The sequence below is a fragment of the Pseudoalteromonas sp. S1612 genome (genome assembly GCF_005887175.1).
Classification (GTDB): Bacteria; Pseudomonadota; Gammaproteobacteria; order Enterobacterales; family Alteromonadaceae; genus Pseudoalteromonas; species Pseudoalteromonas undina.
In genome coordinates, this window is the sequence record NZ_PNDH01000050.1 from 18,237 (window position 1) to 39,815 (window position 21,579).

Consider the following 21,579-nt stretch of genomic DNA (forward strand, 5'->3'; position numbering starts at 1 on the left):
ACAAATTAGCAAAGGCGCGCGCTAACCTTTATAATAAAAATTAATGTTAGTTAAAAATGTATATGTAATACAAGGGAATGCATGTTAAAAATTATAAAAAAGCGTTTAATGTTAAGTGCACTGACTTTAAGTTCTACGCTATTTGCATCATCAAGTTATGCCCAAGACGATGCAATCATTGATGAAAGTCGTAATCGCTCTATACCTGTAAATATTACCCTACCAGCTAACCACCTTAAGTGCAGCGCGCAATTAAAATGCCCAGTGGTATTTGTAAATGCAGGGTATGGCATTAGCCACGATGAATACACCTTTGCGAGTAAGTTATTTAATGCGCAAGGCTATTTAAGCATTGCGGTAGCACATGAACTTAAAAGTGACCCTGCACTTAATCGTGCGCAGCCATACCTAACTACTCGTATGGAAAATTGGCACCGGGGTGTTGTAACCCTCAAATTTTTAGTCAACGAGCTAAGTGTTAAATACCCTGAGTATGATTTTACAAAACTCACTTTATTTGGTCACTCAAATGGTGGAGATATTTCAGCCTTGTATGCAGCTATTTATCCAAGTGAAGTAAGCCAATTAATTACGCTCGATCACCGCCGCATGTTATTGCCACGCAATAAAAACACACGCGTGCTCACACTGCGCGGTAGTGATTATCCAGCCGATGCAAACGTGCTTTTAACCGACCAAGAGTTAACCGTTTATCCTGTTACGCAAACGTTGATAGAAAAATCACGTCACAACGATATGTACGATGGCGGGCCTAAATGGCTGGTGGATAGAATGAGTAAAGAGGTAGCGGCGTTTTTAGAAAATTAAACGATACAGTCAGTTTTTAAATTAAAATCCTAAATATAGCGCAGGGCTTACTGCGCTATTTTTGTTTTAGTTACCCCACTAATTCACTAACCACCAAAGGGCTGTTATGTAGCGTTTTATGCACAGGGCATTTGTCGGCTATTTCGAGTAATCGATTTCGCTGAGCGTCAGTTAAATCACCTTGTAAGGTTATTTTGCGGATAATGGCCTCTAGATTGCCGGTTTTTTCACAATCATCACAATCTTGGTTGTAATTGCGGGTATGGTTGAGCTCTACTTTTATGTGCTCTAGCGGCAACTCTTTGCGACTTGCATACATGCGAAGTGTCATTGCAGTACAAGCTCCAAGCCCAGCGAGTAAATGATCATAAGGGTCTGGGCCTAAGTTTTTACCACCGGCATCGGTAGGCTCATCAGCAAGCCATGTATGGTTTTTAGTACTCACGTGCTGAGTGAATTTATGATCTTTTTCTTCAACTAATACACTGCCGTTAGTTAATTTTGCACTATAGGGTGTTTTATCGTATTCAACATAGCGATTAGCCCACGTAGCAATGACATCGGCTGCGTAGTTAGCGTCTTCTTTATTGCTGAGTAAATGATCGGCATTATCTAAACTAATAAAGCTCTTTGGATGCTTAGCAGCTGCGTAAATTTTTTCGGCTTCACTAATATTCACGGTGGCATCAATAGGAGAATGCATAACTAACAAAGCACGCTTAAGCTTGCCTATATGGCTGTTATCGTATTTGGCGATGTCATCTATAAATTGCTTTTTAATCGTAAATTCCCGCCCAGCTAAACACACTTTTGCTTCACCCGATTGGTTTATTTCATCTAAATGAGCAGCAAAGTTATGAGTAACATGCTGGGCATCTGATGGCGCGCCTATAGTCGTAATGGCCGATACTTCAGGTATGTGCTCTGCTGCTGCAAGCACCGCAGCACCACCTAAGCTGTGGCCTATCAATAACTGAGGTGCTTTAAAGTGTGTTCTTAAGTGATTGGCTGCAGCCACTAAGTCTTGAATGTTTGATGAAAAGTTACTGTTGGCAAAGTCACCATCGCTATTACCAAGCCCTGTAAAATCAAAGCGTAATACAGCAATGCCTTGCTGAGTGAGCGCGCGACTTATTCGTGTTGCAGCCGCTACATCTTTAGAGCAGGTAAAACAGTGAGCAAATAAGGCATAAAATTTCACTTCACCAGAGGGCTGTTCAAGTTGTCCAGCGAGTTCTAATTCACCGCTTTTAAAAGAAACTTTTTGTCGCATGTAGAGAGCCTTAACAAGTTGATATAGTGTGTGATGCTGATAAGGAATAGATTGGTACGATGGGGTGAAAATTCAATACAAGCGTTATTTTGATCTTGATCAAGCTAGAGAAGGCTTGCTTATTGAGTGCGGACATATGTCCTTATAATTTCAAGGGGGTTTGTCTATCCTCGCACAGCATAAAAATGCAGCCTTTATTACTTGAATTAAGTAGTTAAGCTATATTTGAATGTAATACTAATTTCGTGTAGACCTGTGGCTTAAGCGAATTAGTAAATGGCTTCTAACAACCTACTTACTGGAATGTACCATGCAATTACCTACAGTTGATTATAAAGCGGACGATGCGGCTGCGCAATTTGTTGAATCGTTGAGAAATACTGGTTTTGGCGTATTAAAAAACCATCCTATTCCGCAATCTTTAGTTGAGTCTATTTATGAAAATTGGCAAGACTTTTTTAACTCAGAGCAAAAGCATGAGTTTTTATTTTCAAAAGAAACGCAAGATGGTTATTTTCCACCGTCGGTATCAGAAGTAGCTAAAGGCCATACGGTAAAAGACATTAAAGAGTACTTTCATGTTTACCCTAAAGGCCGTGTTCCTGCACAATTAGAAGCTGATGTGCGTGAGTACTACCGTTTAGCTAATGAATTTGCGGCAACATTATTAAGCTGGGTTCAGGCTGAAGCGCCTGAAGAAGTGCGTGCTAAGTTCTCTATTGATTTAAAAGATATGATTGCCCAGTCTGAGCAAACGTTGTTACGTATTTTACATTACCCGCCAATGACAGGTGATGAAGAGCCTGGTGCTATTCGTGCTGCTGCGCACGGTGATATTAACTTATTAACCGTATTACCAGCGTCAAATGAGCCAGGCTTACAAGTACAAAAAACCGATGGTGGTTGGTTAGACGTGCCATGTGATTTTGGTAGTCTAATTATTAATATTGGTGACATGTTACAAGAAGCATCGGGTGGCTACTTCCCATCAACGATCCACCGTGTAATTAATCCATCGGGTAAAGCAACAACCAAATCACGTATTTCATTACCATTGTTTTTACACCCTCGTCCAGATGTGGTGTTATCTGATCGCTACACAGCAGATAGCTACTTACAAGAGCGTTTACGTGAGTTAGGTGTAAAATAATCTTTTAGCATTTGTAATGCTCAGGTAAATAAAAAGCGGCTGTTTAGCCGCTTTTTTAGTATTTGTGTTTATTGATTTGGCACAAAGTAAATAATGGCATGCATTCTGAGCCACTAAAGGTATAATGCGCGCAACTGGCCACTTTGGCCTAATTTGAAATAGAGAGTTTATATGAGTTTTGATGGTTTAGGTTTATCACAGTCTTTAGTTAATGCGGTTTTAGAAAAGGGCTATGAAACGCCAACGCCTATTCAGGCTCAAGCTATTCCAGCAATTATTGCACGTCGCGATGTAATGGCCGCAGCGCAAACCGGTACCGGTAAAACAGCTGGTTTTACTTTGCCGCTTATTGAGCGTTTATCGTCGGGCACTAAAGCAAAAAGTAATCATGTTCGTGCGCTTATTTTAACGCCAACCCGTGAGCTTGCGTTGCAAGTAAGTGAAAACGTTGAAGAATATGCTAAGCATTCAAACGTGAGTTCGTTTGTAGTTTACGGTGGTGTTAAAATTAACCCACAAATGCAGCGCCTGCGCAAAGGGGTTGATATTTTAGTGGCGACACCAGGGCGTTTAATTGATTTACACAATCAAAACGCGGTTAAATTTGATAGCGTTGAAGTACTGGTTTTAGATGAAGCCGACCGTATGCTAGACATGGGCTTTATCCATGATATTAAACGCCTAATTGCAAAAATGCCTGAAAAGCGTCAAAACTTAATGTTCTCAGCAACCTTTTCTGACGACATTCGTGCATTGGCAAAAGGGTTAATTAACGATCCGGTTGAAATTTCAGTCGCTGCCAAAAACACCACTGCTAAAAGCGTGACTCAATGCGTATACGCAGTAGATAAAGCGCGTAAAACGGCCCTATTAAGCCATTTAATTCGTAGCAACGATTGGCAACAAGTACTGGTATTTAGTCGTACTAAACACGGTGCTAATCGTTTAGTTAAGCAACTTGAACGCGATGATATTGTTGGCGCGGCAATCCATGGCAATAAATCTCAGGGCGCGCGCGTTAAAGCACTAGAGGGCTTTAAAAGTGGTGAAGTGCGCGTATTAGTGGCAACCGATATTGTTGCACGTGGTTTAGACATTGTTGAATTACCGCATGTTGTAAACTACGACTTACCTAATGTATATGAAGATTATGTTCACCGTATTGGCCGAACTGGTCGTGCGGGGGCATCAGGGCATGCTATTTCGTTTGTAACGGTTGACGATGCAGTAGATTTATACGGCATTGAGCGCTTTATTGGCGAGCTAATTCCACGTGCTGAAGAAGAAGGTTTTGAACCGGCTAACCCTGTTGCAGAGCGCGCACTCGATGCACGCCCGTTACCGGCAAAAAAGCCAAAGAAAAAACAACCATTTAATAAGCCTAAATCAGATAGCAGCAAACCTAACAGCAAAAAGCCTAACAATGGTGGCAATGGTACAGGCCCACGTCGTGGTGGCTCTAAAAAGCCAGCAGCTAAAACCGATGATAATGCACAAAACCCATGGGCAAAGCGTCAATCGGTTGGGGGCAGTGGTCAACGCCGTCGTCGTCCAGCAAATAACGACTAATTAGGTTTAGTTCGCTTTAATAAAAAACGCGCTTACTTTTACTGGTAGCGCGTTTTTTAATGCCTATTTTAAAGCTTTACTAACCGATTAAATAATTAACTGCTAATCCTACAAATAAAGTAACACTGACGCTCAATAACGTTCCTAGCATCACATATTCAGTGAGTTGTTTATCTTTGCTGGCACTTAAGTCGCCAAATCTAAACACGGATTTGGCGGCAATTAAAAACCCAAGCCCTGCAAACTGATCTAATAAAATAAATGTCAGCATAAGTACTCTTTCAAGCATACCAATACTTTGTCCTGCTAAGGGGAGGCTACCATCACTAGAAAAGTGATTAGTTAAACGCTCTAACATCATTCTTATAAATACCGCACTGGGACTTAAAATAATAAAGTAACCAGCTATAACCCACAGCACTTTATCGTTGCACAATAACGCCATCACATTGTCAGCAAATTGCTGATTGTCAGTGAGCCAAATACTTATCGCAATAATGACAGTGATATGTGCAATTTGGTCTAATAAAAAAGGCACTACGCCTTTATTTGAATACGATTTAGCAATATCAATAAAGTAGTGACTGATCATAATAATGCCGGTCGCCAGTAATACGCTGCTTAGTTGTTGCCAGCCAAAACTATATTCCCAAAGTGCCACAACGACTGCACTGGTAATTCCGTGAACCAATACATGGTAGTAAAGTTTTTTTGCTTTAAAATGACGGGTGTTTCTGTCGTTTACCCAGCTCATGGGTTGCCAATAAAAATCAGCGAGTAAGTGGCCAATAATCAGTGCGACGAGTAATAGTGAAAATTCCATTAGTCATGTCCTTGCTGTATGCTTTTAAGCTGTTGTTGTGCATGTAAAATAAATCGTTCTATCAGCTGATAGTTAGCAAGATTAAGCAGCTTAGTAACGTTTTCGCGGCTGGTGTTGAGCTCTTTAGCTAAAGCTGCATGGTTGTTATTAGCATGGGTTAAATATACATACAAAGCATTTGCTTGTTTTTGGGTTATTTTACACAGTAATACATCGACAAACGCTAGGTTTAGCTTAAAGCTCTCATCAACCGATTGATCTGCAATAGCAAATGTAAAACGCTGGTTTGTCATTTTATCTAGCTCATGACCAGAGAGAGTAAACGCAGAGCCTGTAGCAGTTTTTATACTCGTACTAGGGTTATCTATGTGCCCCAACGCCATGCTTTGGCGCAATTCATAGCCGGCAGATTTTAACTGTAGATAAATAAGAATAGCGGTGGTAACTAACTGTTCACTTTTATCGAGTTGCAGTTGAAATGCATCCCCACGGTAAATATCCCAAGATGTTGTTTTATTGCAATTTGCACGTAAACTTTGCTCTAGCTGGTAAAGCATGGCATCGTATTGTTGTTTAGGTATTTTTTGCGATTTAATAACATCGCCGCTGATCACACCAATCATAAAAATCCAAATAGATTATTTATATGTAACTAAATTTGGTTACATTGTTAAATGTAACCGTATTTGATTACATTGGGTTTGGTAACTAATTTAGGTTACTTAACACGCAATTGCAAGTATTACTCATTGGGACATAAGAATGACCTCACAACAAAGCAGTAAACCTCGTGTAGGTATTTTTGTCGATGTACAAAATATTTATTACACCTGTCGCGAAAGCTACGGTAAAAACTTTGATTACAATGCCTTTTGGCGAATGATGGAGCAACAATACGATATAGAATGTGCGTTCGCCTATGCAATATACCGAGGTGATGAAAAGCAAAATCAGTTTCAAAATATTTTGCGCGCTATTGGCTTTGAAGTAAAACTAAAACCCTTTATTCAACGCCGTGACGGCAGTGCCAAAGGCGATTGGGATGTGGGTATAACTATAGATATGCTAGAGCAGGGAAAGCAGCTTGATAAAGTTATTTTACTCTCGGGTGACGGTGACTTTGCATTATTACTTGGGCATTTAAAAAATCAATATAATGTTCCGTGTGATGTATACGGTGCTGAAAAATTAACCGCAGAGGTACTTAAGCAAAGTGCCGAGCAATTTCATTTAATTGACAAACAGCTACTACTTTAAAAAGTATTGTATTTTTGATTTATTTTTGAGCAGAATGTTTGCGTTGATCATGAGAGTATTTAATACAACGGGTGCATAGATTAATTAAGCCTAATTTAGGCTTTTTTTATGGCGATAATAAATTGGGTTTAGTGGATGAGTATGGTAATTTTAAGATTCAATTAGTATCAAGGAATTACATGCTTAACTACAGTAATATGCCATTAGACAGAGGCTCAAATGCGCGCAAAGACCCTACTTGGGTAGACGCAAAAAAAACAGCAGACAGTTTATGGCTTTTAGTTAAAGGCAATCACACCTTATTTGCTAACAGTAGCCCTGAGGTGGTGTATTTAGCTTACCAACAAGTGGCACATTTAGATTTAACGCAGGCTATTCTTTTAGGATCAAATAAACAGGATAATGCCGTATTTGCGCTAGACGTAACTGAACTCGAAGAGTCGTTATTAGCAACGATTGTTGGTGATGCCCAGTTTGCAGATATTCGTCAATATGGTACTCAAGTAGCACTTGAAGATGGCTCAAATGCAGCGTTTGCTCGTGGGTTGTGTTACTGGCATGCCACTCATAGTTTTTGTGGTCGCTGTGGTACCAAAAATCACTTAGTTGAAGGGGGGCATTCACGTTTATGCGACAACGCAGCCTGTATGCACCAAACTTTTCCGCGTACCGATCCAGCCGTTATTATGGTAGTAACTAAAACATTTTCTGATGGGATTGAACGCTGCTTATTGGGTCGCCAAGCAACTTGGCCTAAAGGTCTGTATTCCTCACTTGCCGGGTTTGTCGATCCAGGTGAAACCCTTGAACAAACCGTGATCCGAGAAGTAAAAGAGGAAGCGGGTATTACCGTGGAGAAAGCAGAGTATATTGCTTCTCAACCTTGGCCGTTTCCTTCATCAATCATGCTTGGTTTTATTGCCACAGCAAGCAGTGATGAAATAAGCACAGAGCAAGATGAACTTGAAGATGCACGATGGTTTTCTCGCCAAGAACTTGCGCAATTTAAAGATTGGCAACACGAGGGGGAGCATTTAAAGCTACCTAGAGCTGATTCGATTTCGCGTTATTTAATTGAATATTGGCGTACTCAGATAGAAGGATGAATCATGTCGAGCAAAAATAAAAATACCCAATTAGTGTCATCAGGGCGCAAAAAAGCGTACACCCATGGCGTAGTTAATCCAGTGATACAGCGCGCTTCAACGATTGTGTTTGATTCTGTGAGTGAGCTTAAAGAAGCGGCTAAAACACGTGGCGACAAAACCTTGTTTTATGGCCGCAGAGGGACGACCACTCATTTTGCTCTGCAAGAGGCAATTACCGAACTCGAAGGCGGTGAGGGCTGTGCGTTATACTCATGTGGCGCGGCAGCGATAAGCCAAACGCTGTTATCATTTTTAAAGTCCGGTGATCATATTTTAATAGTGGACACTGTTTACGAGCCAACTCGTGATTTTTGCGACAAGATATTAGCTGGGTTGGGTATTAGTACGACCTATTATCCGCCAATGATTGGCGCAGACATAGAAGAGTACATTCAAGACAATACCAAAATGTTGTTTTTAGAGTCTCCGGGTTCAATTACCATGGAAGTTCAAGACGTTCCCGCCATGGTAAAAGTGGCAAACGATCATAATGTAATGACAGTGCTTGATAACACTTATGGCAATGGCTTGCATTATCGTCCGCTTGAACATGGTGTTGATATTAGTATTCAAGCCGCCACCAAATATATTGTTGGCCACTCTGATGTGATGATGGGGGTTGCTGTAGCTAACAAAAAGTATTGGCCAACACTTCGTGAACACTCTTATTTACTCGGGCAATGCACCAGTGCAGATGATGCGTATTTAGCACTACGAGGCTTGCGTACCATGGCAGTGCGATTAAATCAGCATGAAAAAGCCGCGCTAGAAGTAGCAAAATGGCTTGAGCAACATGCGTTGGTTGATCATATTCGCCATCCTGCGTTTACAACATGCCCAGGCCATGAATTTTTCAAACGCGATTTTGACGGCAGTAATGGTTTATTTTCGTTTGTAATGAAAGCGGGTAATCAACACGCCATAGATGCTTTTTTAGATAGCTTACAACATTTCAAAATGGGCTTTTCGTGGGGGGGCTTTGAGAGCTTAGTAACGGCAAACCTATCAATGAAAGGGCTGCGCTCGCAAACAGGATGGGAGCATGGACCTGTTATTCGTTTGCACATTGGTTTGGAAGATGTTGAAGATTTAATTGCCGACTTACAGCAAGCATTAGCTATTTATGAGCAACATTTATAATTACTAATTGGTTAAATTACATTATTTGTTACAAAGCCTACCTCTGAGTAGGCTTTTTTTTGCTAGCAATTCAACGTGTTTACACTTAGTGTTGTTAAATAACGCTTATTTTAAAGTATGAACAACGTCATTAAGGATAGTCAATGGCAACACCATCACCAGTTAACGTAGGGCGCTTAACCCAAATCGCGGGTTTTGAGCTGGTACGTATGTTTTTAACTAAACGAGGACTTATTGCACTGGCGGCTTTTGCGCTAGTGTGGCTTGTTATTTTACGTTACCCCATAGGTCAAGCTGTAGGCATAATCAGCTCGCCAGATTTTGAACAAATAGCCCGTGATATTTCCGGCTCTATTGGATTAAGTAAGTTACTTGATTGGCCTGAAGCCGAATTTGCTATGTATTGGCTTATTGCTTTGTATAGTTTTCCTGTTTTTAGCTTATTTATTTGTAGTGATCAAACTGTGGGTGATAGAGAGCGCGGTACGCTAAGGTTTTTATCATTACGCTCAACTCGCTTTGAAATACTCTTTGGTCGATTTTTAGGGCAGTTAGCGGTACTAACCTGTTTAGTTGGTATCACGCTTATAGCGACATTGGCGGTGCTCGGGTTTCGCGAGCCGAGCTTACTTGCTGGTGGCCTTGGTCGTGCTGTTTCAATATTTTTAATACTCATTGTTACTTTTACGCCGTTTGTAGCCTTAATGAGCTTAATTAATACTTTTGCGAGCTCATCTCGCTTATCTATTGTATTAGCTATTTTATATTTCACAGCCGGCGGCATTATTGTTGGATTACTGGAGTGGCAAATACCCGCATTAAGTGTGCTTGATTATTTATTCCCTGGTGTGCAAATAGAGTTATTAGCTGGACAAAACTTACCGTTATTGAGCGCATTAGCTATTCCACTTGTGCAAACAGCGGTGTTACTTGCAGTTGCTCAACGTATTTTTGCAAGGAGCTCATTATGAAATCATTAATAACAGGGCGTAATTTAAGTAAATCATACGGCTCAAAACTGGCTCTTGATAATGTGAATTTTGAGATTCAAAAAGGCGCGCCAGTTGCATTAGTTGGCCCTAATGGCGCAGGGAAAACCACTTTATTTAGTTTGTTGTGTGGCTATATCGCACCTAGCATGGGTGAGCTTGAAATACTCGGCCATAAACCAGGTAGCGCGGCTTTATTTAATAAAGTGAGTGCGTTACCACAAGATGCACAGCTAGATCCGCGTTTTAATATAGATAAACAACTTAGCTTTTATGCCAAGCTACAAGGTATGGGCACCAAGCAAAGCCAAATAGAGGCACTTCGAGTATTAGATTTAGTGGGTCTTAGCGAGGTTGCAAAAAACCGCGCAGGGGACTTATCTCACGGTATGCGCAAGCGTGTAACCATAGCACAAGCATTAATTGGTTCACCGCAAATTGTAATGTTAGATGAAGCCACCGCAGGGCTTGATCCGATTCATGCCAGAGAGGTCAGAGAGCTGGTGTCTGAGCTATCGTCTCAAGCGACGTTTATTTTAAGCTCTCATGATTTAACTGAACTAGAACGACTTTGCTCCCAAGTACTACATTTAGATAAAGGCATATTAAGCGAGCATCAAACTAAAGCGGCGAATACTGATAAGCACTTTTATACCTTAATGCTAAGTGAAGCGTATCAAAATGTGGAGCAACAACTGCAAGCAATTGAGGGTGTGAGTCGTGTTTATATGAGCCAACATAAAGAGTATGTGATTGAGTATCAACCAACTAGCGATTCACTTGACATCGCGCTATTGCAATTTTGCCACCAACATAATTGGCAGTATAGGCAGTTAGTAAATGGTCATACTCTAGAAAATCAAATATTTAAACAGGAGAAACTGTAATGGGATTATTTAGTGGTTTAATGGGTAACGCCAGTGAAGTGGATGATGCCGATTTAGAAAAAGTATTGGCTAATACGCTTATTGAAGGTGAGCGAGTTGAAAAGGCGTATAAAGTAGTTCGTGATATGTTTATCTTTACTAATAAGCGACTAATTTTATTAGATAAACAAGGTGTGACTGGTTCTAAAATGGAAATGATCAGTATTGCTTACTCTAAGATAACTAAGTTCAGCAAAGAAAGTGCGGGGCACTTTGATTTAGATGCAGAACTGAAAATTTGGGTTGGATCTGATCCAAACCCTATCAGCAAAGACTTTAAAGCTGGTGATAACATAAATGATGTTTATAGGATAATTAGCCAGTATTCATTATAGAAACAAACAAAAATCGGTGTAAAATTAAAGTAATTGTTTACAGCTTGTTGCGATTACTTTAACATAAATTACTCCAACACTTTCTTACAAATTCCCTAACAAATACAATTGCTTGATTCAGTTTTCGTTCAGTTTCGCGGCGTTAGCATACCCCCACTTTAGCAATGTAGTTAAAGTACAAAAACAATGTACATAGGGATGTTTCATTATGAAAAAGTTAGCAATTATTATTTCAGGTCTTTTATTATCAAGTGCTGCACACGCTGCAGATAGCTATCAATCAATCAGTAACTTAAACTACACAGATACTGATAACAACGATACTATCAGCGTGGACTCTACTTACTACTTCTCTCCAAAGAGCACACTAGGTCCATACGATCAATTCGAATACATCAATAAGCAAAGCAACGTATTTGGTGGCTACGCTGATGACGATTTTGGCGATGTGACTGCTATTGGCGGTGAATACTTCGTTGAAGATTTTGTTGTTGGTGCGTCTTACCAAAATGCTGATTACAACTCTAACAACGAGTCATACACACTTTCTGCTGGTTATTTCTTTAACCCAGATTTACTTGCAAAAGTAAGATTTGTTGATCAAAAAGATGGTGATAACGTTACATTCTTTTCTTTAGCATACAACCACATGCTAAACGATACAGATTATGTAGGTATCACTGTAGAATCAGATGATGATTTTGATTCTCGTTCAGTAGCTGCTAAATACTTTGTTGATTTACAACAAGGTAACTACTTAACAGTAGAAGGTACATTTGTAAGCCTTGACGAAGCAGATGACCAATGGAACGTAGAAACAAACTACTACTTCTCTAAAGCGACTTCTGTATTTGCATCTTACGATAAAGAAGACAACTACAGCTTTGGTGCTCAACACTTCATCAATAAAAACATTGGTTTAAAAGTGGGTTACGGCAACAACGCAGATGACTCAGATAACGATGCTTACTTTGCTAACATGCGTTTTCAGTTTTAATTAAGGGTTTAATCGCATAAATTAAAACCAGTTAAGTAGTAAAAAGCCCACACTTTGTGGGCTTTTTGCTGTGTGTAATAAATGCGTAACTCTACTTTATCATTATATTTTAATTACAATAGAATCGGCTCATCATTTAGTGGCACTCCTCTGACAGCCCATTGTATTTAAATTAAGATCGGTCATAATTAAATCAATGTTTTTATAACTGTAAAGGAATGTGTTTATGTCAGTATTTATTATATTGCTGGTTGTGGTGATCGTGGTGTTTGCAATTAAAGATATCCGCCTTAATTTAATTACTCGACCCACTTTTAAAATGTTTAAAAAAGTATTACCGCCATTATCGCAAACAGAGCGAGAAGCCATGGAAGCAGGCGATGTTTGGTGGGATGGCGAGCTATTTAGTGGTGATCCTGATTGGCAAAAATTACACAACTATCCGCGTCCACAGTTAAGTGAAAAAGAAACTGCATTTATAGATAATCAAGTTGAAACTTTATTAGCCATGCTTGATGACTATAAAATTGTACAAAAAGACAAAGATTTACCTAAAGAGGTTTGGGACTTTTTAAAAACCGAAGGTTTTTTTGCAATGATCATCCCAGAAAAATTTGGGGGTCTTGAATTCTCTGCTATTGCTAATTCCACCATAGTGTCAAAAATTGCGACTAAAAGCTTAACAGCCGCCGTGACGGTCATGGTACCCAATAGCTTAGGTCCTGGTGAGTTATTACTGCACTACGGAACAACTGAGCAACAAGAGCGCTGGCTACCTAGCCTTGCAAAAGGCGACGATGTGCCTTGTTTTGCATTAACGGGCCCTGAGGCTGGCTCAGATGCTGGCAGTATTCCTGATTCTGGTGTGGTGTGCAAAGGCGAGCATGATGGTAAGGAAGTGTTGGGGCTGCGTTTAAATTGGTCAAAACGCTACATCACACTTGCGCCAGTTGCGACTGTGTTAGGGCTTGCATTTAAAATGTACGATCCAGATGGGTTGTTAGGCGATGAAAAAGAGCTTGGCATTACGTGTGCACTCATTCCAACCGATCACCCAGGTGTTAAAACCGGCGAGCGGCATTACCCCCTAAATATGGCGTTTATGAATGGCACAACGTACGGTAAAGATGTATTTATTCCGCTTGATTGGATTATAGGTGGTCAGCAAGGGGCAGGACGAGGTTGGCGCATGCTAGTTGAATGTTTAAGTGCAGGGCGTGGTATTTCGTTACCGGCACTAAGCACTGCAACAGGGCATTTAGCGGCTAAAATGACTTCGGCTTATTCTGTTGTTCGACAACAGTTTGGTGTGTCAATTGGTCAATTTGAAGGGGTTCAAGAAGGGTTAGCACGTATTGGTGGCCTAACTTATGCGCTGGAATCGTGCAGATTAATGACAGCTGGTGCTATTGATTTAAAACTAAGTCCATCAGTAGTAACAGCTATTGCAAAATACCATATGACCGAAATGGGTCGAACAGTAATGAATGATGCGATGGACATTCATGCAGGTAAAGGGATTCAGGTTGGGCCTAATAACTATTTAGCACATGGCTATATGGGTATTCCGGTTTCGATTACGGTTGAGGGCGCTAATATTTTAACTCGTAATTTAATGATATTTGGCCAAGGCGCTACTCGTTGTCATCCGTTTGTATTAAAAGAAATGGAAGCGGCTTCAATGGAAGATGATGACGCGGCATTAGAGCAATTTGATGGTCTATTGATGAACCACATAGTGTTTGCTATTAGCAATGCAAGCATGGCTTTAGTGCATGGTTTAACTCGCAGCCACTTTGCCAAAGCGCCTGTGTGCGGAGAAACCGCGGCCTACTATAAACAATTAGGGAGAATGAGCCGAGGACTTGCGTTTACAACAGATGTTGCAATGTTGCTGTTAGGTGGTGAACTTAAACGCAAAGAAATGATATCGGCACGTTTAGGCGATGTATTAAGTCATTTGTATATTGCTTCTACCGTGTTAAAACGTTTTGAAGATGAAGGGCGTCAACAAGCTGATTTACCTTTTGTTAAGTATGCAATAGAGACGTCATTATATGAAATAGGTCAAGCATTTGACGGTTTCTTTAAAAATTTCTCTAACCCGATGGTTAACTTTGCCCTTAAACGCATTGTGTTTCCGTTAGGTAATCATTATCACAAACCAAGTGATACCACTTCACAAAGTATTTGTGAACACATGACTCAACCAGGCGTGTTTCGAAACAGGCTTACTCATTTGTGCTACATCGATGAGAAGGCAGGCACTGGGGTGATGGAAAATGCTTTTTTAGCGATGCACGACATGCAAAATCAATTTAAACATTTAAAGCAGTGGCAACGAAAAGGTAAGGTACCTGCAACTTTTGATATTGAACAAGCTATTGAGTACGCTCTTGAACATGAGTTACTTACTAAATTAGATGCTGAAGCTATGCATCATGCTAATAAATTACGAATGCAGGCTATTGCGGTAGATAATTTTAAACCTGAAGATTTCTAACATTGTACTCAAGCACTAAAAAAGCCTTAAACTTATAGTTTAAGGCTTTTTTATATATTTTTAGATTGAACGTTGATCAGCGCCCGTAAGGATCGGCGATGATTTTATCTACGTACCATTTACCTTTTATTTTTAGCATTTCGATACTGCGAAAGTCATCAATTTTTTTTCCATTAAAATAACCAGTAAATACAATATTTATCTTAGCGTGATTACCGTACTGTTCTCGCAGGCTTGAATTTGACATATCAATTTCAATTACCACTTCATCGAATTGTAAATTAATAAGACTACGGGCAAATTGTTTTGCTGTACCGTAAGATTTCATTATGCGAGCTAGCTTAGGTGTTGCGAAATTACTGGCTTTTTGCAAGTTATGCTGATTATAAAGCGCATCAAAATACACTGTGGCGGTATCGCCTGGACGGTCATTGTCAATGTACTGTTCTTTAGGTTTAGTATTGTCATTACAGCCAACGATCAAAATACTAAAAATGAGCACAAAAGAAGTTAAAATTGTTTTCATATTTGGTCAGGTTGATTACTCATACACAAAGTGTGTGATGGAATGGAGGAGATGTAAAGAGGATAGGACTAAATAGGTGTTAACTTATTAAAAAAGCAATAAAAAAGGATGTTAAAAAACATCCTTTTTTAATAGTGTTGTTCGATTACTGAACAAGCTCTTGCTCGGAAAACTCTTCATCAAACATGGGGCTTGATAAGTAACGCTCTGTTGCGCTTGGTAAAATAACCACAATGCTTTTATCTGCATTTTCAGGACGCTCAGCAATACGTTTTGCTGCAACCACGGCTGCACCCGATGAAATACCGACTAAGATCCCTTCTTTTTTCATTAGTTCATGACACATTGCGATACATTCTTCATTAGACACTTGCTCTACACCATCAATTATTGATAGGTCTAAGTTCCCTGGAATAAAGCCTGCACCAATCCCCTGTATTTTATGTGGCCCTGGTTTTACCTCTTCACCGGCAAGTGTTTGGCTAATTACCGGAGAGTGGCTTGGCTCTACAGCTATTGATTTTACATTAAGGCCTTTTTCTTTTTTAAGATAACGACTAACGCCTGTAATCGTACCGCCTGTACCAACACCTGCAACAAAGAAATCGATTTTGCCATCGAGTGCATTAAAGATTTCCGGACCCGTTGTTTCAAAGTGAATTTTTGGGTTTGCCGGGTTTTCGAACTGTTGTAGCAAAATAAACTTATCTGGATCTGCTGCTTGAATTTCTTTGGCTTTAGCAATAGCGCCATTCATACCCTTAGCGCCATCTGTGAGCACTAGGTTAGCACCGAGTGCCTTTAATAGTTTACGACGTTCTAAGCTCATGGTGTTTGGCATTGTAAGCGTTAGTTTGTAACCGCGAGAAGCCGCTACAAATGCCAATGCAATACCCGTATTGCCTGATGTTGGCTCTATAAGTTCTTTGTCTTTGGTTAGTTGACCTGATTTTTCAGCTTCCCAAATCATTGATGCACCAATACGGCATTTTATACTAAAGCTAGGATTACGTGATTCAACTTTAGCGTATACATTCCCACCTGTAACACGGTTAAGTTTTACCAACGGTGTGTTACCGATGCTTAGTGAGTTATCTTCAAAAATAGTAGACATAATGTTCCTTTAGGTACAATCTGATCAACACGTTAACAGCTATTCTGTTAACTTTATAAGCCTACTTTACTGTGAGATAAAAAAAGTTAAAGTAAGCTTTGGCTATAACATATATTAATTACGCTTATAACGGATTGAACTAAAAACTCAATCTGTTAATTTTTTAGTTATTAAAAAGGCGAACTTGAAATCATTTGTTCGTTTTTAACTTTGTACTTTATCTTTTCTTTATGTAGTCGTTATTTAAACAAATCAACACATCACACTTATATTTTGTTGGTTAATTGTGCAAATGAACTGCGGTTGAACAGTTTATTGACACAAACTATTCAAAACATGGTAAAAACACATTATCTAAATTCAATAAAGTAATCACCATGAAGTTAATCTTAAAATTAATTGCCGGTATTGTGGCCGGTATCTTAGTCGGGCTCTACATTCCCTTAACTGGCGTTGAGCTTTTATACACAGTAAAAGAGCTTATCGGCCAGCTTATTAGTTTTACAATTCCACTGATTATTTTATTTTTTATTGCCTCTGGGATTGCCGGGCTTCCTAAAGGATCAGGGCATCTACTGGGAAAAACGGTGGGTTTTGCGTATGGCTCAACAATTATAGCTGGTACCTTGGCGTTTTTATTAGTAACAGCGGTTATTCCGTTTTTAAGCGGCGGTATTTCATTTGAAGCTGAAGCAGTGACCGAAGTAGGAAGCTTTATTGACTTAGAAATTCCACCATTAATGGGTGTAATGACTGCTTTAGTTACAGCATTTGTATTTGGTATTGGTATGAGCCAGCTTGGCTTAGACACATTAAAAACTGTGTCGGATCAGGGGCGTGATATTATTGATGGTTTACTTTCAAAAGTAATTATTCCGGCATTACCGTTTTACATTGCGGGTGTATTTGCTGAAATGACCGTAGCAGGCACCGTTGTTGATACATTACAAGCATTTGGTGTAGTACTTGTTGCTGCATTAGTGATGCATTGGTTATGGTTGAGTGTTTTATACATTACCTCAGGCCTATTACTTAAGCGTAATCCTATTGAGCTAATTAAAAATATGTTACCTGCGTACTTTACTGCATTAGGAACTATGTCGAGTGCGGCAACCATTCCAGTATCTTTGCAATCAAGTAAAGCAAATAACGTTAAAGAGGATGTAGCTAACTTTACAGTGCCATTATGCGCCACTATTCATCTATCAGGTTCAACAATTACAATAGTTACCTGTGCTATGGCTGTGATGTTTTTATCGCCTAGCATGGAAGTACCTTCATTAATGGCTATGTTGCCATTCATTATGATGTTAGGTGTTGTGATGATTGCAGCGCCAGGCGCCCCAGGTGGTGCAGTAATGTCGGCGTTAGGTTTATTAACTAGCATGCTTGGTTTCAACGAAGGTGCGGTGGCACTAATGATTGCACTTTACCTAGCGCAAGATAGCTTCGGCACTGCGTGTAATGTAACTGGCGATGGTATAATTGCTTTATGGGTAGACCGTTTTAGTGAAAAAGCGTCAGCATAAATCATTGGGGCGTATTTACCTGCTATAGGTAAATGCGCTTTTAATCATATCGGTCATAAAGACCGATTACGAAAGCATAATATTAGTTATGGTTTCGTAGTATCTATGCTAATGTTGAAAATTAATTTTGTTAACTTGCATCTTATTAGGCTAGTGAGGGTGTTCCATTGATTAACGTACTTTTAGTTGATGACCATGAACTTGTGCGCACAGGGATCAGACGTATTCTTGATGATATACGTGGTTTTAAAGTAATAGGTGAAGCTAAAACAGGCGAAGAGGCTGTGCAGTTTTGTCGTCAGCATGCGCCAAATATAGTGTTAATGGATATGAACATGCCTGGTATGGGCGGGCTTGAGGCAACTAAAAAGATTTGCCGTTACTGCCCTGATGTAAAAATTATTGTGCTTACTGTTAATTGCGAAGACCCATTTCCAAGTAAGGTCATGCAAATTGGTGCTCATGGCTTTTTAACCAAAGGTGCTGGATCTGATGAAATGGTTCGCGCTATACGCTGTGTGCATGCAGGACAACGCTATATTGCTCCAGAAATAGCGCAACAGATTGCACTTGCGCAGGTAACCGGGCGTACCGATGAAAACCCATTTCAAAGCCTATCCGAGCGTGAACTACAAATTATGCTGATGATCACCAAAGGTGAAAAAGCACAGGATATTGCTGATCGCTTAAATTTAAGTTCTAAAACAGTAAACAGTTATCGCTATCGCATGTTTGAAAAGCTTAACGTAGGAGGCGATGTAGAGCTTACTCATTTAGCCATACGTTACAAAATGATTGATATAGATATCTCTTACTAGTCGGTATATATGTCTGAATTTGATCATGTCCAGTTTTTAAAAACATTATCGAGTGAGCCTGGCGTTTATCGCATGCTCGATAATGACAACCAAGTTATCTATGTCGGTAAAGCTAAAAGTTTAAAAAAGCGGGTAAGTAGTTACTTTCGTAGTAATATAACCGATAGTAAAACCCGTGTTTTAGTAAGTAATATTTGTAATATTGAAGTCACGCTTACTAATACAGAGACAGAAGCTTTACTGCTCGAAAACAACCTCATTAAAAAATATCAGCCACGTTATAATATTCTGTTACGTGATGATAAGTCGTACCCTTACATACTGCTCACTAATCATAAGCATCCTCGCTTAGCCTTTCATCGTGGTAGCAGAAAAGTAAAAGGTGAATATTTTGGTCCGTTTCCAAGCGCGGGGGCGGTTTCAGAAAGCTTACGCTTAATGCAAAAAATATTTCCGGTACGTCAATGCGAAGATGCCTACTACCGTGCGCGTAGTCGCCCTTGCTTACAGTATCAATTAAAACGCTGCTCTGCGCCGTGTGTAAATAAAGTCTCTGAAGATGAATACGCGCAGCAAGTTGATTATGTCCGCAAGTTTTTAACTGGTAAATCTCATGAAGTAATAGCCGATCTCATTGCTAAAATGGAAAAAGCCAGTGAGCAGCTTAATTTTGAACTTGCAGCTAAAGTTCGCGACCAAATTATGTTGCTGCGTAAAATGCAGGAGCAGCAATCTATCTCTGGCAATTTTGCGGAAATGGATGTGGTCGGCTTTGCCCATTTAAACGGTTTAAATGGGATTCATCTATTAATGATTCGCGATCATAAAGTGCTGGGTAGTAAAACTTATTTTCCAAAGGTGCCTAAAGACTCACAAGAGCAAGAAATTTTAACCTCTTTCTTAGGTCAATATTATTTAGCGCCAGGTGCGACAGGGCGCATTGCTAAAGAAATCATTTTACCATTTGAAATAGAAGAAAGTGATGCACTAGGTGAAGCCTTGACCCAAATTAGTGAACGTAAGGTATCGCTTAAAGTGGTAACCCGTGGTGAGCGAGCACAGTACTTACAGTTAGCGAATAAAAATGCATTAAATAGCATTACGGTTAAGCAAAGCACTCAAGACTCGATAAACAAGCGTTATGCGCAATTAAAGGCTACTTTGCGTCTTGATGATATTAATCGCATGGAATGTTTTGATATCAGTCACACCATGGGTGAAAACACAGTGGCCAGTTGTGTTGTATTTGATTCTCAAGGCCCTAACAATAAAGAGTATCGTCGTTACAACGTGACCGGTATTACCGGTGGTGATGATTACGCCGCTATGGAGTTTGCACTAAACAAACGTTACAACAAGTTGGTTGATGAGGAGAAAATTCCCGATGTTATTTTTATCGATGGTGGTAAAGGTCAATTAGGTAGAGCAGAGCAATACTTCGAAAACTGGCCGCATACAAAAATGCCGCTATTAGTCGGTGTTGCAAAAGGCACTAGCCGTAAGCCGGGTCTTGAAATCTTGCTTATAGATGGCGGGCGTAAAACAATTCCTATGGATTCTGATGCACCAGCGCTTCATTTGATCCAGCATATACGCGATGAATCCCATCGTTTTGCAATTGCAGGGCACCGTAATAAGCGGCAAAAACAACGCACTCAGTCGTTACTAGAAGAAATAGATGGCGTTGGTTCAAAGCGTCGACAAACATTATTAAAATATTTAGGGGGCATGCAAGGTGTAAAAGCTGCTAATATAGAACAGCTAAAGAAAGTTCCTGGGATCAGTCCTGACATGGCTGAGAAGATATTTAACCATTTGCATGACAAGGGCTAGCCCTATGTGCGAATATAGAAAAAAAGACATATCCAAGTAGTTATGTGGAATATTCCAAACACACTCACAACGTTTAGACTCTTTCTTATCCCCATTTTTTTGGTGATATTTTATATGCCTTATTCATGGGCATTCTTTGTTGCTGCCTTTATTTTTTGGCTGGCTTCGATCACAGATATACTTGATGGCTATTTAGCCCGTAAACTTGAGCAATCAACGCCTTTTGGTGCATTTTTAGATCCGGTTGCTGATAAAGTAATGGTGTGTGCTGCCTTGGTTGCATTATCTGAGCATTATCAATCTTTGTATATGACCATACCCGCGCTTATTATTATTAGCCGTGAAATTGTTATATCGGCGCTACGCGAATGGATGGCTGAACAGGGGAAACGCGGTAACGTAGCTGTATCCGATATGGGTAAGTTAAAAACCGCAGCTCAAATGTTAGCCATTATCGGTTTAATTTGGCAGTACGATAGCTGGATGATGTATTTAAGTTATGGCTTGCTTTATATAGCCACATTTTTAACACTTAGTTCTATGGTGCAATATTTAGTTGCAGCATGGGGAGAATTGACCAAAAATTGATTGTAAACGTCTAATAACGCACCATTTTAGATAAAAAATAATCAAACAGTTCAAAAGTAGCATTTTTTGTGTTGACGCGTTTAATAATCTCTGTAGAATGCGTCCGTGTTGAGAGGGCATAGCCCCCTAGATAAACATAAAGCGGCACTAGCTCAGTTGGTAGAGCGCGACCTTGCCAAGGTCGAGGTCACGAGTTCGAGCCTCGTGTGCCGCTCCAGTTTATCTTAAAGCTA

20 protein-coding genes and 1 tRNA gene are annotated in these 21,579 nt (G+C 39.9%); 16 read left to right on the forward strand and 5 right to left on the reverse strand.

What is annotated here, in order from left to right; genetic code table 11:
* Nucleotides 1-81 precede the first annotated feature (81 nt).
* Complete coding sequence (locus tag CWB78_RS15865; protein WP_138596416.1) at nucleotides 82-828, forward strand: alpha/beta hydrolase; 747 nt, start codon at nucleotides 82-84, stop codon at nucleotides 826-828.
* A 70-nt stretch (nucleotides 829-898) separates the two neighbouring features.
* Here the strand turns inward: CWB78_RS15865 and CWB78_RS15870 are convergent, their stop codons facing one another.
* Entirely contained in the window at nucleotides 899-2,101 is a 1,203-nt protein-coding gene (locus CWB78_RS15870) for a bifunctional alpha/beta hydrolase/OsmC family protein (RefSeq protein ID WP_138571025.1), read from the reverse strand.
* A gap of 310 nt (nucleotides 2,102-2,411) precedes the next feature.
* On the opposite strand from CWB78_RS15870, the gene CWB78_RS15875 reads away from it, so the two are divergent.
* On the forward strand, nucleotides 2,412-3,251 hold the full coding sequence (locus CWB78_RS15875; RefSeq protein WP_138596418.1) for an isopenicillin N synthase family dioxygenase: 840 nt from the start codon (nucleotides 2,412-2,414) through the stop codon (nucleotides 3,249-3,251).
* Nucleotides 3,252-3,422: 171 nt separating this feature from the next.
* Complete coding sequence (locus CWB78_RS15880) at nucleotides 3,423-4,820, forward strand: DEAD/DEAH box helicase (RefSeq protein ID WP_138596420.1); 1,398 nt, start codon at nucleotides 3,423-3,425, stop codon at nucleotides 4,818-4,820.
* Between the two features lie 79 nt (nucleotides 4,821-4,899).
* Here CWB78_RS15880 and CWB78_RS15885 read toward each other — a convergent pair whose 3' ends face one another.
* Nucleotides 4,900-5,643: a DUF3307 domain-containing protein gene (locus CWB78_RS15885; protein ID WP_138596422.1), complete on the reverse strand. Its 744-nt coding sequence runs from the start codon at nucleotides 5,641-5,643 to the stop codon at nucleotides 4,900-4,902.
* Complete coding sequence (locus CWB78_RS15890) at nucleotides 5,643-6,266, reverse strand: hypothetical protein (RefSeq protein WP_138596424.1); 624 nt, start codon at nucleotides 6,264-6,266, stop codon at nucleotides 5,643-5,645. Before CWB78_RS15890 ends, CWB78_RS15885 begins: the two co-directional genes overlap by 1 nt.
* A 139-nt stretch (nucleotides 6,267-6,405) precedes the next feature.
* On the opposite strand from CWB78_RS15890, the gene CWB78_RS15895 reads away from it, so the two are divergent.
* The 8 genes from CWB78_RS15895 (at nucleotide 6,406) to CWB78_RS15930 (ending at nucleotide 14,938) form a co-directional block, all read left to right on the forward strand.
* Complete coding sequence (locus CWB78_RS15895; protein WP_138596426.1) at nucleotides 6,406-6,900, forward strand: LabA-like NYN domain-containing protein; 495 nt, start codon at nucleotides 6,406-6,408, stop codon at nucleotides 6,898-6,900.
* A gap of 179 nt (nucleotides 6,901-7,079) precedes the next feature.
* Complete coding sequence (gene nudC, locus CWB78_RS15900; RefSeq protein WP_138596428.1) at nucleotides 7,080-8,006, forward strand: NAD(+) diphosphatase; 927 nt, start codon at nucleotides 7,080-7,082, stop codon at nucleotides 8,004-8,006.
* A gap of 3 nt (nucleotides 8,007-8,009) precedes the next feature.
* Nucleotides 8,010-9,188 carry a cystathionine beta-lyase gene (locus CWB78_RS15905; protein ID WP_138596430.1) on the forward strand — a complete coding sequence of 393 codons (1,179 nt, stop codon included), beginning with the start codon at nucleotides 8,010-8,012 and terminating at the stop codon, nucleotides 9,186-9,188.
* Between the two features lie 143 nt (nucleotides 9,189-9,331).
* The gene (locus CWB78_RS15910; protein WP_010391471.1) at nucleotides 9,332-10,159 is read left to right on the forward strand and encodes an ABC transporter permease subunit; all 828 of its coding nucleotides are present in this window, start codon (nucleotides 9,332-9,334) and stop codon (nucleotides 10,157-10,159) included.
* A complete protein-coding gene (locus CWB78_RS15915) occupies nucleotides 10,156-11,064 on the forward strand; it encodes an ABC transporter ATP-binding protein (protein WP_138596432.1) in 909 nt (302 codons plus the stop codon). Before CWB78_RS15910 ends, CWB78_RS15915 begins: the two co-directional genes overlap by 4 nt.
* The gene (locus CWB78_RS15920; protein WP_008111597.1) at nucleotides 11,064-11,438 is read left to right on the forward strand and encodes a PH domain-containing protein; all 375 of its coding nucleotides are present in this window, start codon (nucleotides 11,064-11,066) and stop codon (nucleotides 11,436-11,438) included. The genes CWB78_RS15915 and CWB78_RS15920 overlap by 1 nt, the downstream gene beginning before the upstream one ends.
* Nucleotides 11,439-11,646: 208 nt before the next feature.
* The gene (locus CWB78_RS15925) at nucleotides 11,647-12,435 is read left to right on the forward strand and encodes a putative porin (RefSeq protein WP_010391475.1); all 789 of its coding nucleotides are present in this window, start codon (nucleotides 11,647-11,649) and stop codon (nucleotides 12,433-12,435) included.
* 226 nt (nucleotides 12,436-12,661) lie between these two features.
* Nucleotides 12,662-14,938 (forward strand): acyl-CoA dehydrogenase, encoded by a 2,277-nt coding sequence (locus CWB78_RS15930; RefSeq protein ID WP_138596434.1) that lies wholly within the window; start codon nucleotides 12,662-12,664, stop codon nucleotides 14,936-14,938.
* A gap of 76 nt (nucleotides 14,939-15,014) precedes the next feature.
* Here CWB78_RS15930 and CWB78_RS15935 read toward each other — a convergent pair whose 3' ends face one another.
* Nucleotides 15,015-15,464 carry a hypothetical protein gene (locus CWB78_RS15935; RefSeq protein ID WP_010391478.1) on the reverse strand — a complete coding sequence of 150 codons (450 nt, stop codon included), beginning with the start codon at nucleotides 15,462-15,464 and terminating at the stop codon, nucleotides 15,015-15,017.
* 145 nt (nucleotides 15,465-15,609) lie between these two features.
* The gene (gene cysK / locus CWB78_RS15940; RefSeq protein WP_055013393.1) at nucleotides 15,610-16,578 is read right to left on the reverse strand and encodes a cysteine synthase A; all 969 of its coding nucleotides are present in this window, start codon (nucleotides 16,576-16,578) and stop codon (nucleotides 15,610-15,612) included.
* 377 nt (nucleotides 16,579-16,955) lie between these two features.
* Between cysK and CWB78_RS15945 the strand changes: the two genes are divergently transcribed.
* The 5 genes from CWB78_RS15945 to CWB78_RS15965 all read left to right on the forward strand — a co-directional run bounded on the left by CWB78_RS15945 (nucleotide 16,956) and on the right by CWB78_RS15965 (nucleotide 21,563).
* Nucleotides 16,956-18,107, forward strand: a complete 1,152-nt coding sequence (locus CWB78_RS15945; RefSeq protein WP_138571035.1) for a dicarboxylate/amino acid:cation symporter — start codon at nucleotides 16,956-16,958, stop codon at nucleotides 18,105-18,107.
* Nucleotides 18,108-18,274: 167 nt separating this feature from the next.
* Complete coding sequence (gene uvrY / locus CWB78_RS15950) at nucleotides 18,275-18,925, forward strand: UvrY/SirA/GacA family response regulator transcription factor (RefSeq protein WP_010391483.1); 651 nt, start codon at nucleotides 18,275-18,277, stop codon at nucleotides 18,923-18,925.
* Between the two features lie 9 nt (nucleotides 18,926-18,934).
* On the forward strand, nucleotides 18,935-20,758 hold the full coding sequence (gene uvrC, locus CWB78_RS15955; RefSeq protein ID WP_138596436.1) for an excinuclease ABC subunit UvrC: 1,824 nt from the start codon (nucleotides 18,935-18,937) through the stop codon (nucleotides 20,756-20,758).
* Between the two features lie 42 nt (nucleotides 20,759-20,800).
* Nucleotides 20,801-21,346, forward strand: coding sequence for a CDP-diacylglycerol--glycerol-3-phosphate 3-phosphatidyltransferase (pgsA, locus tag CWB78_RS15960; protein ID WP_036933597.1), 546 nt, complete (start codon nucleotides 20,801-20,803; stop codon nucleotides 21,344-21,346).
* Nucleotides 21,347-21,487: 141 nt separating this feature from the next.
* Nucleotides 21,488-21,563: transfer RNA gene (locus CWB78_RS15965), tRNA-Gly, on the forward strand.
* The last annotated feature ends 16 nt before the right edge of the window (nucleotides 21,564-21,579 follow it).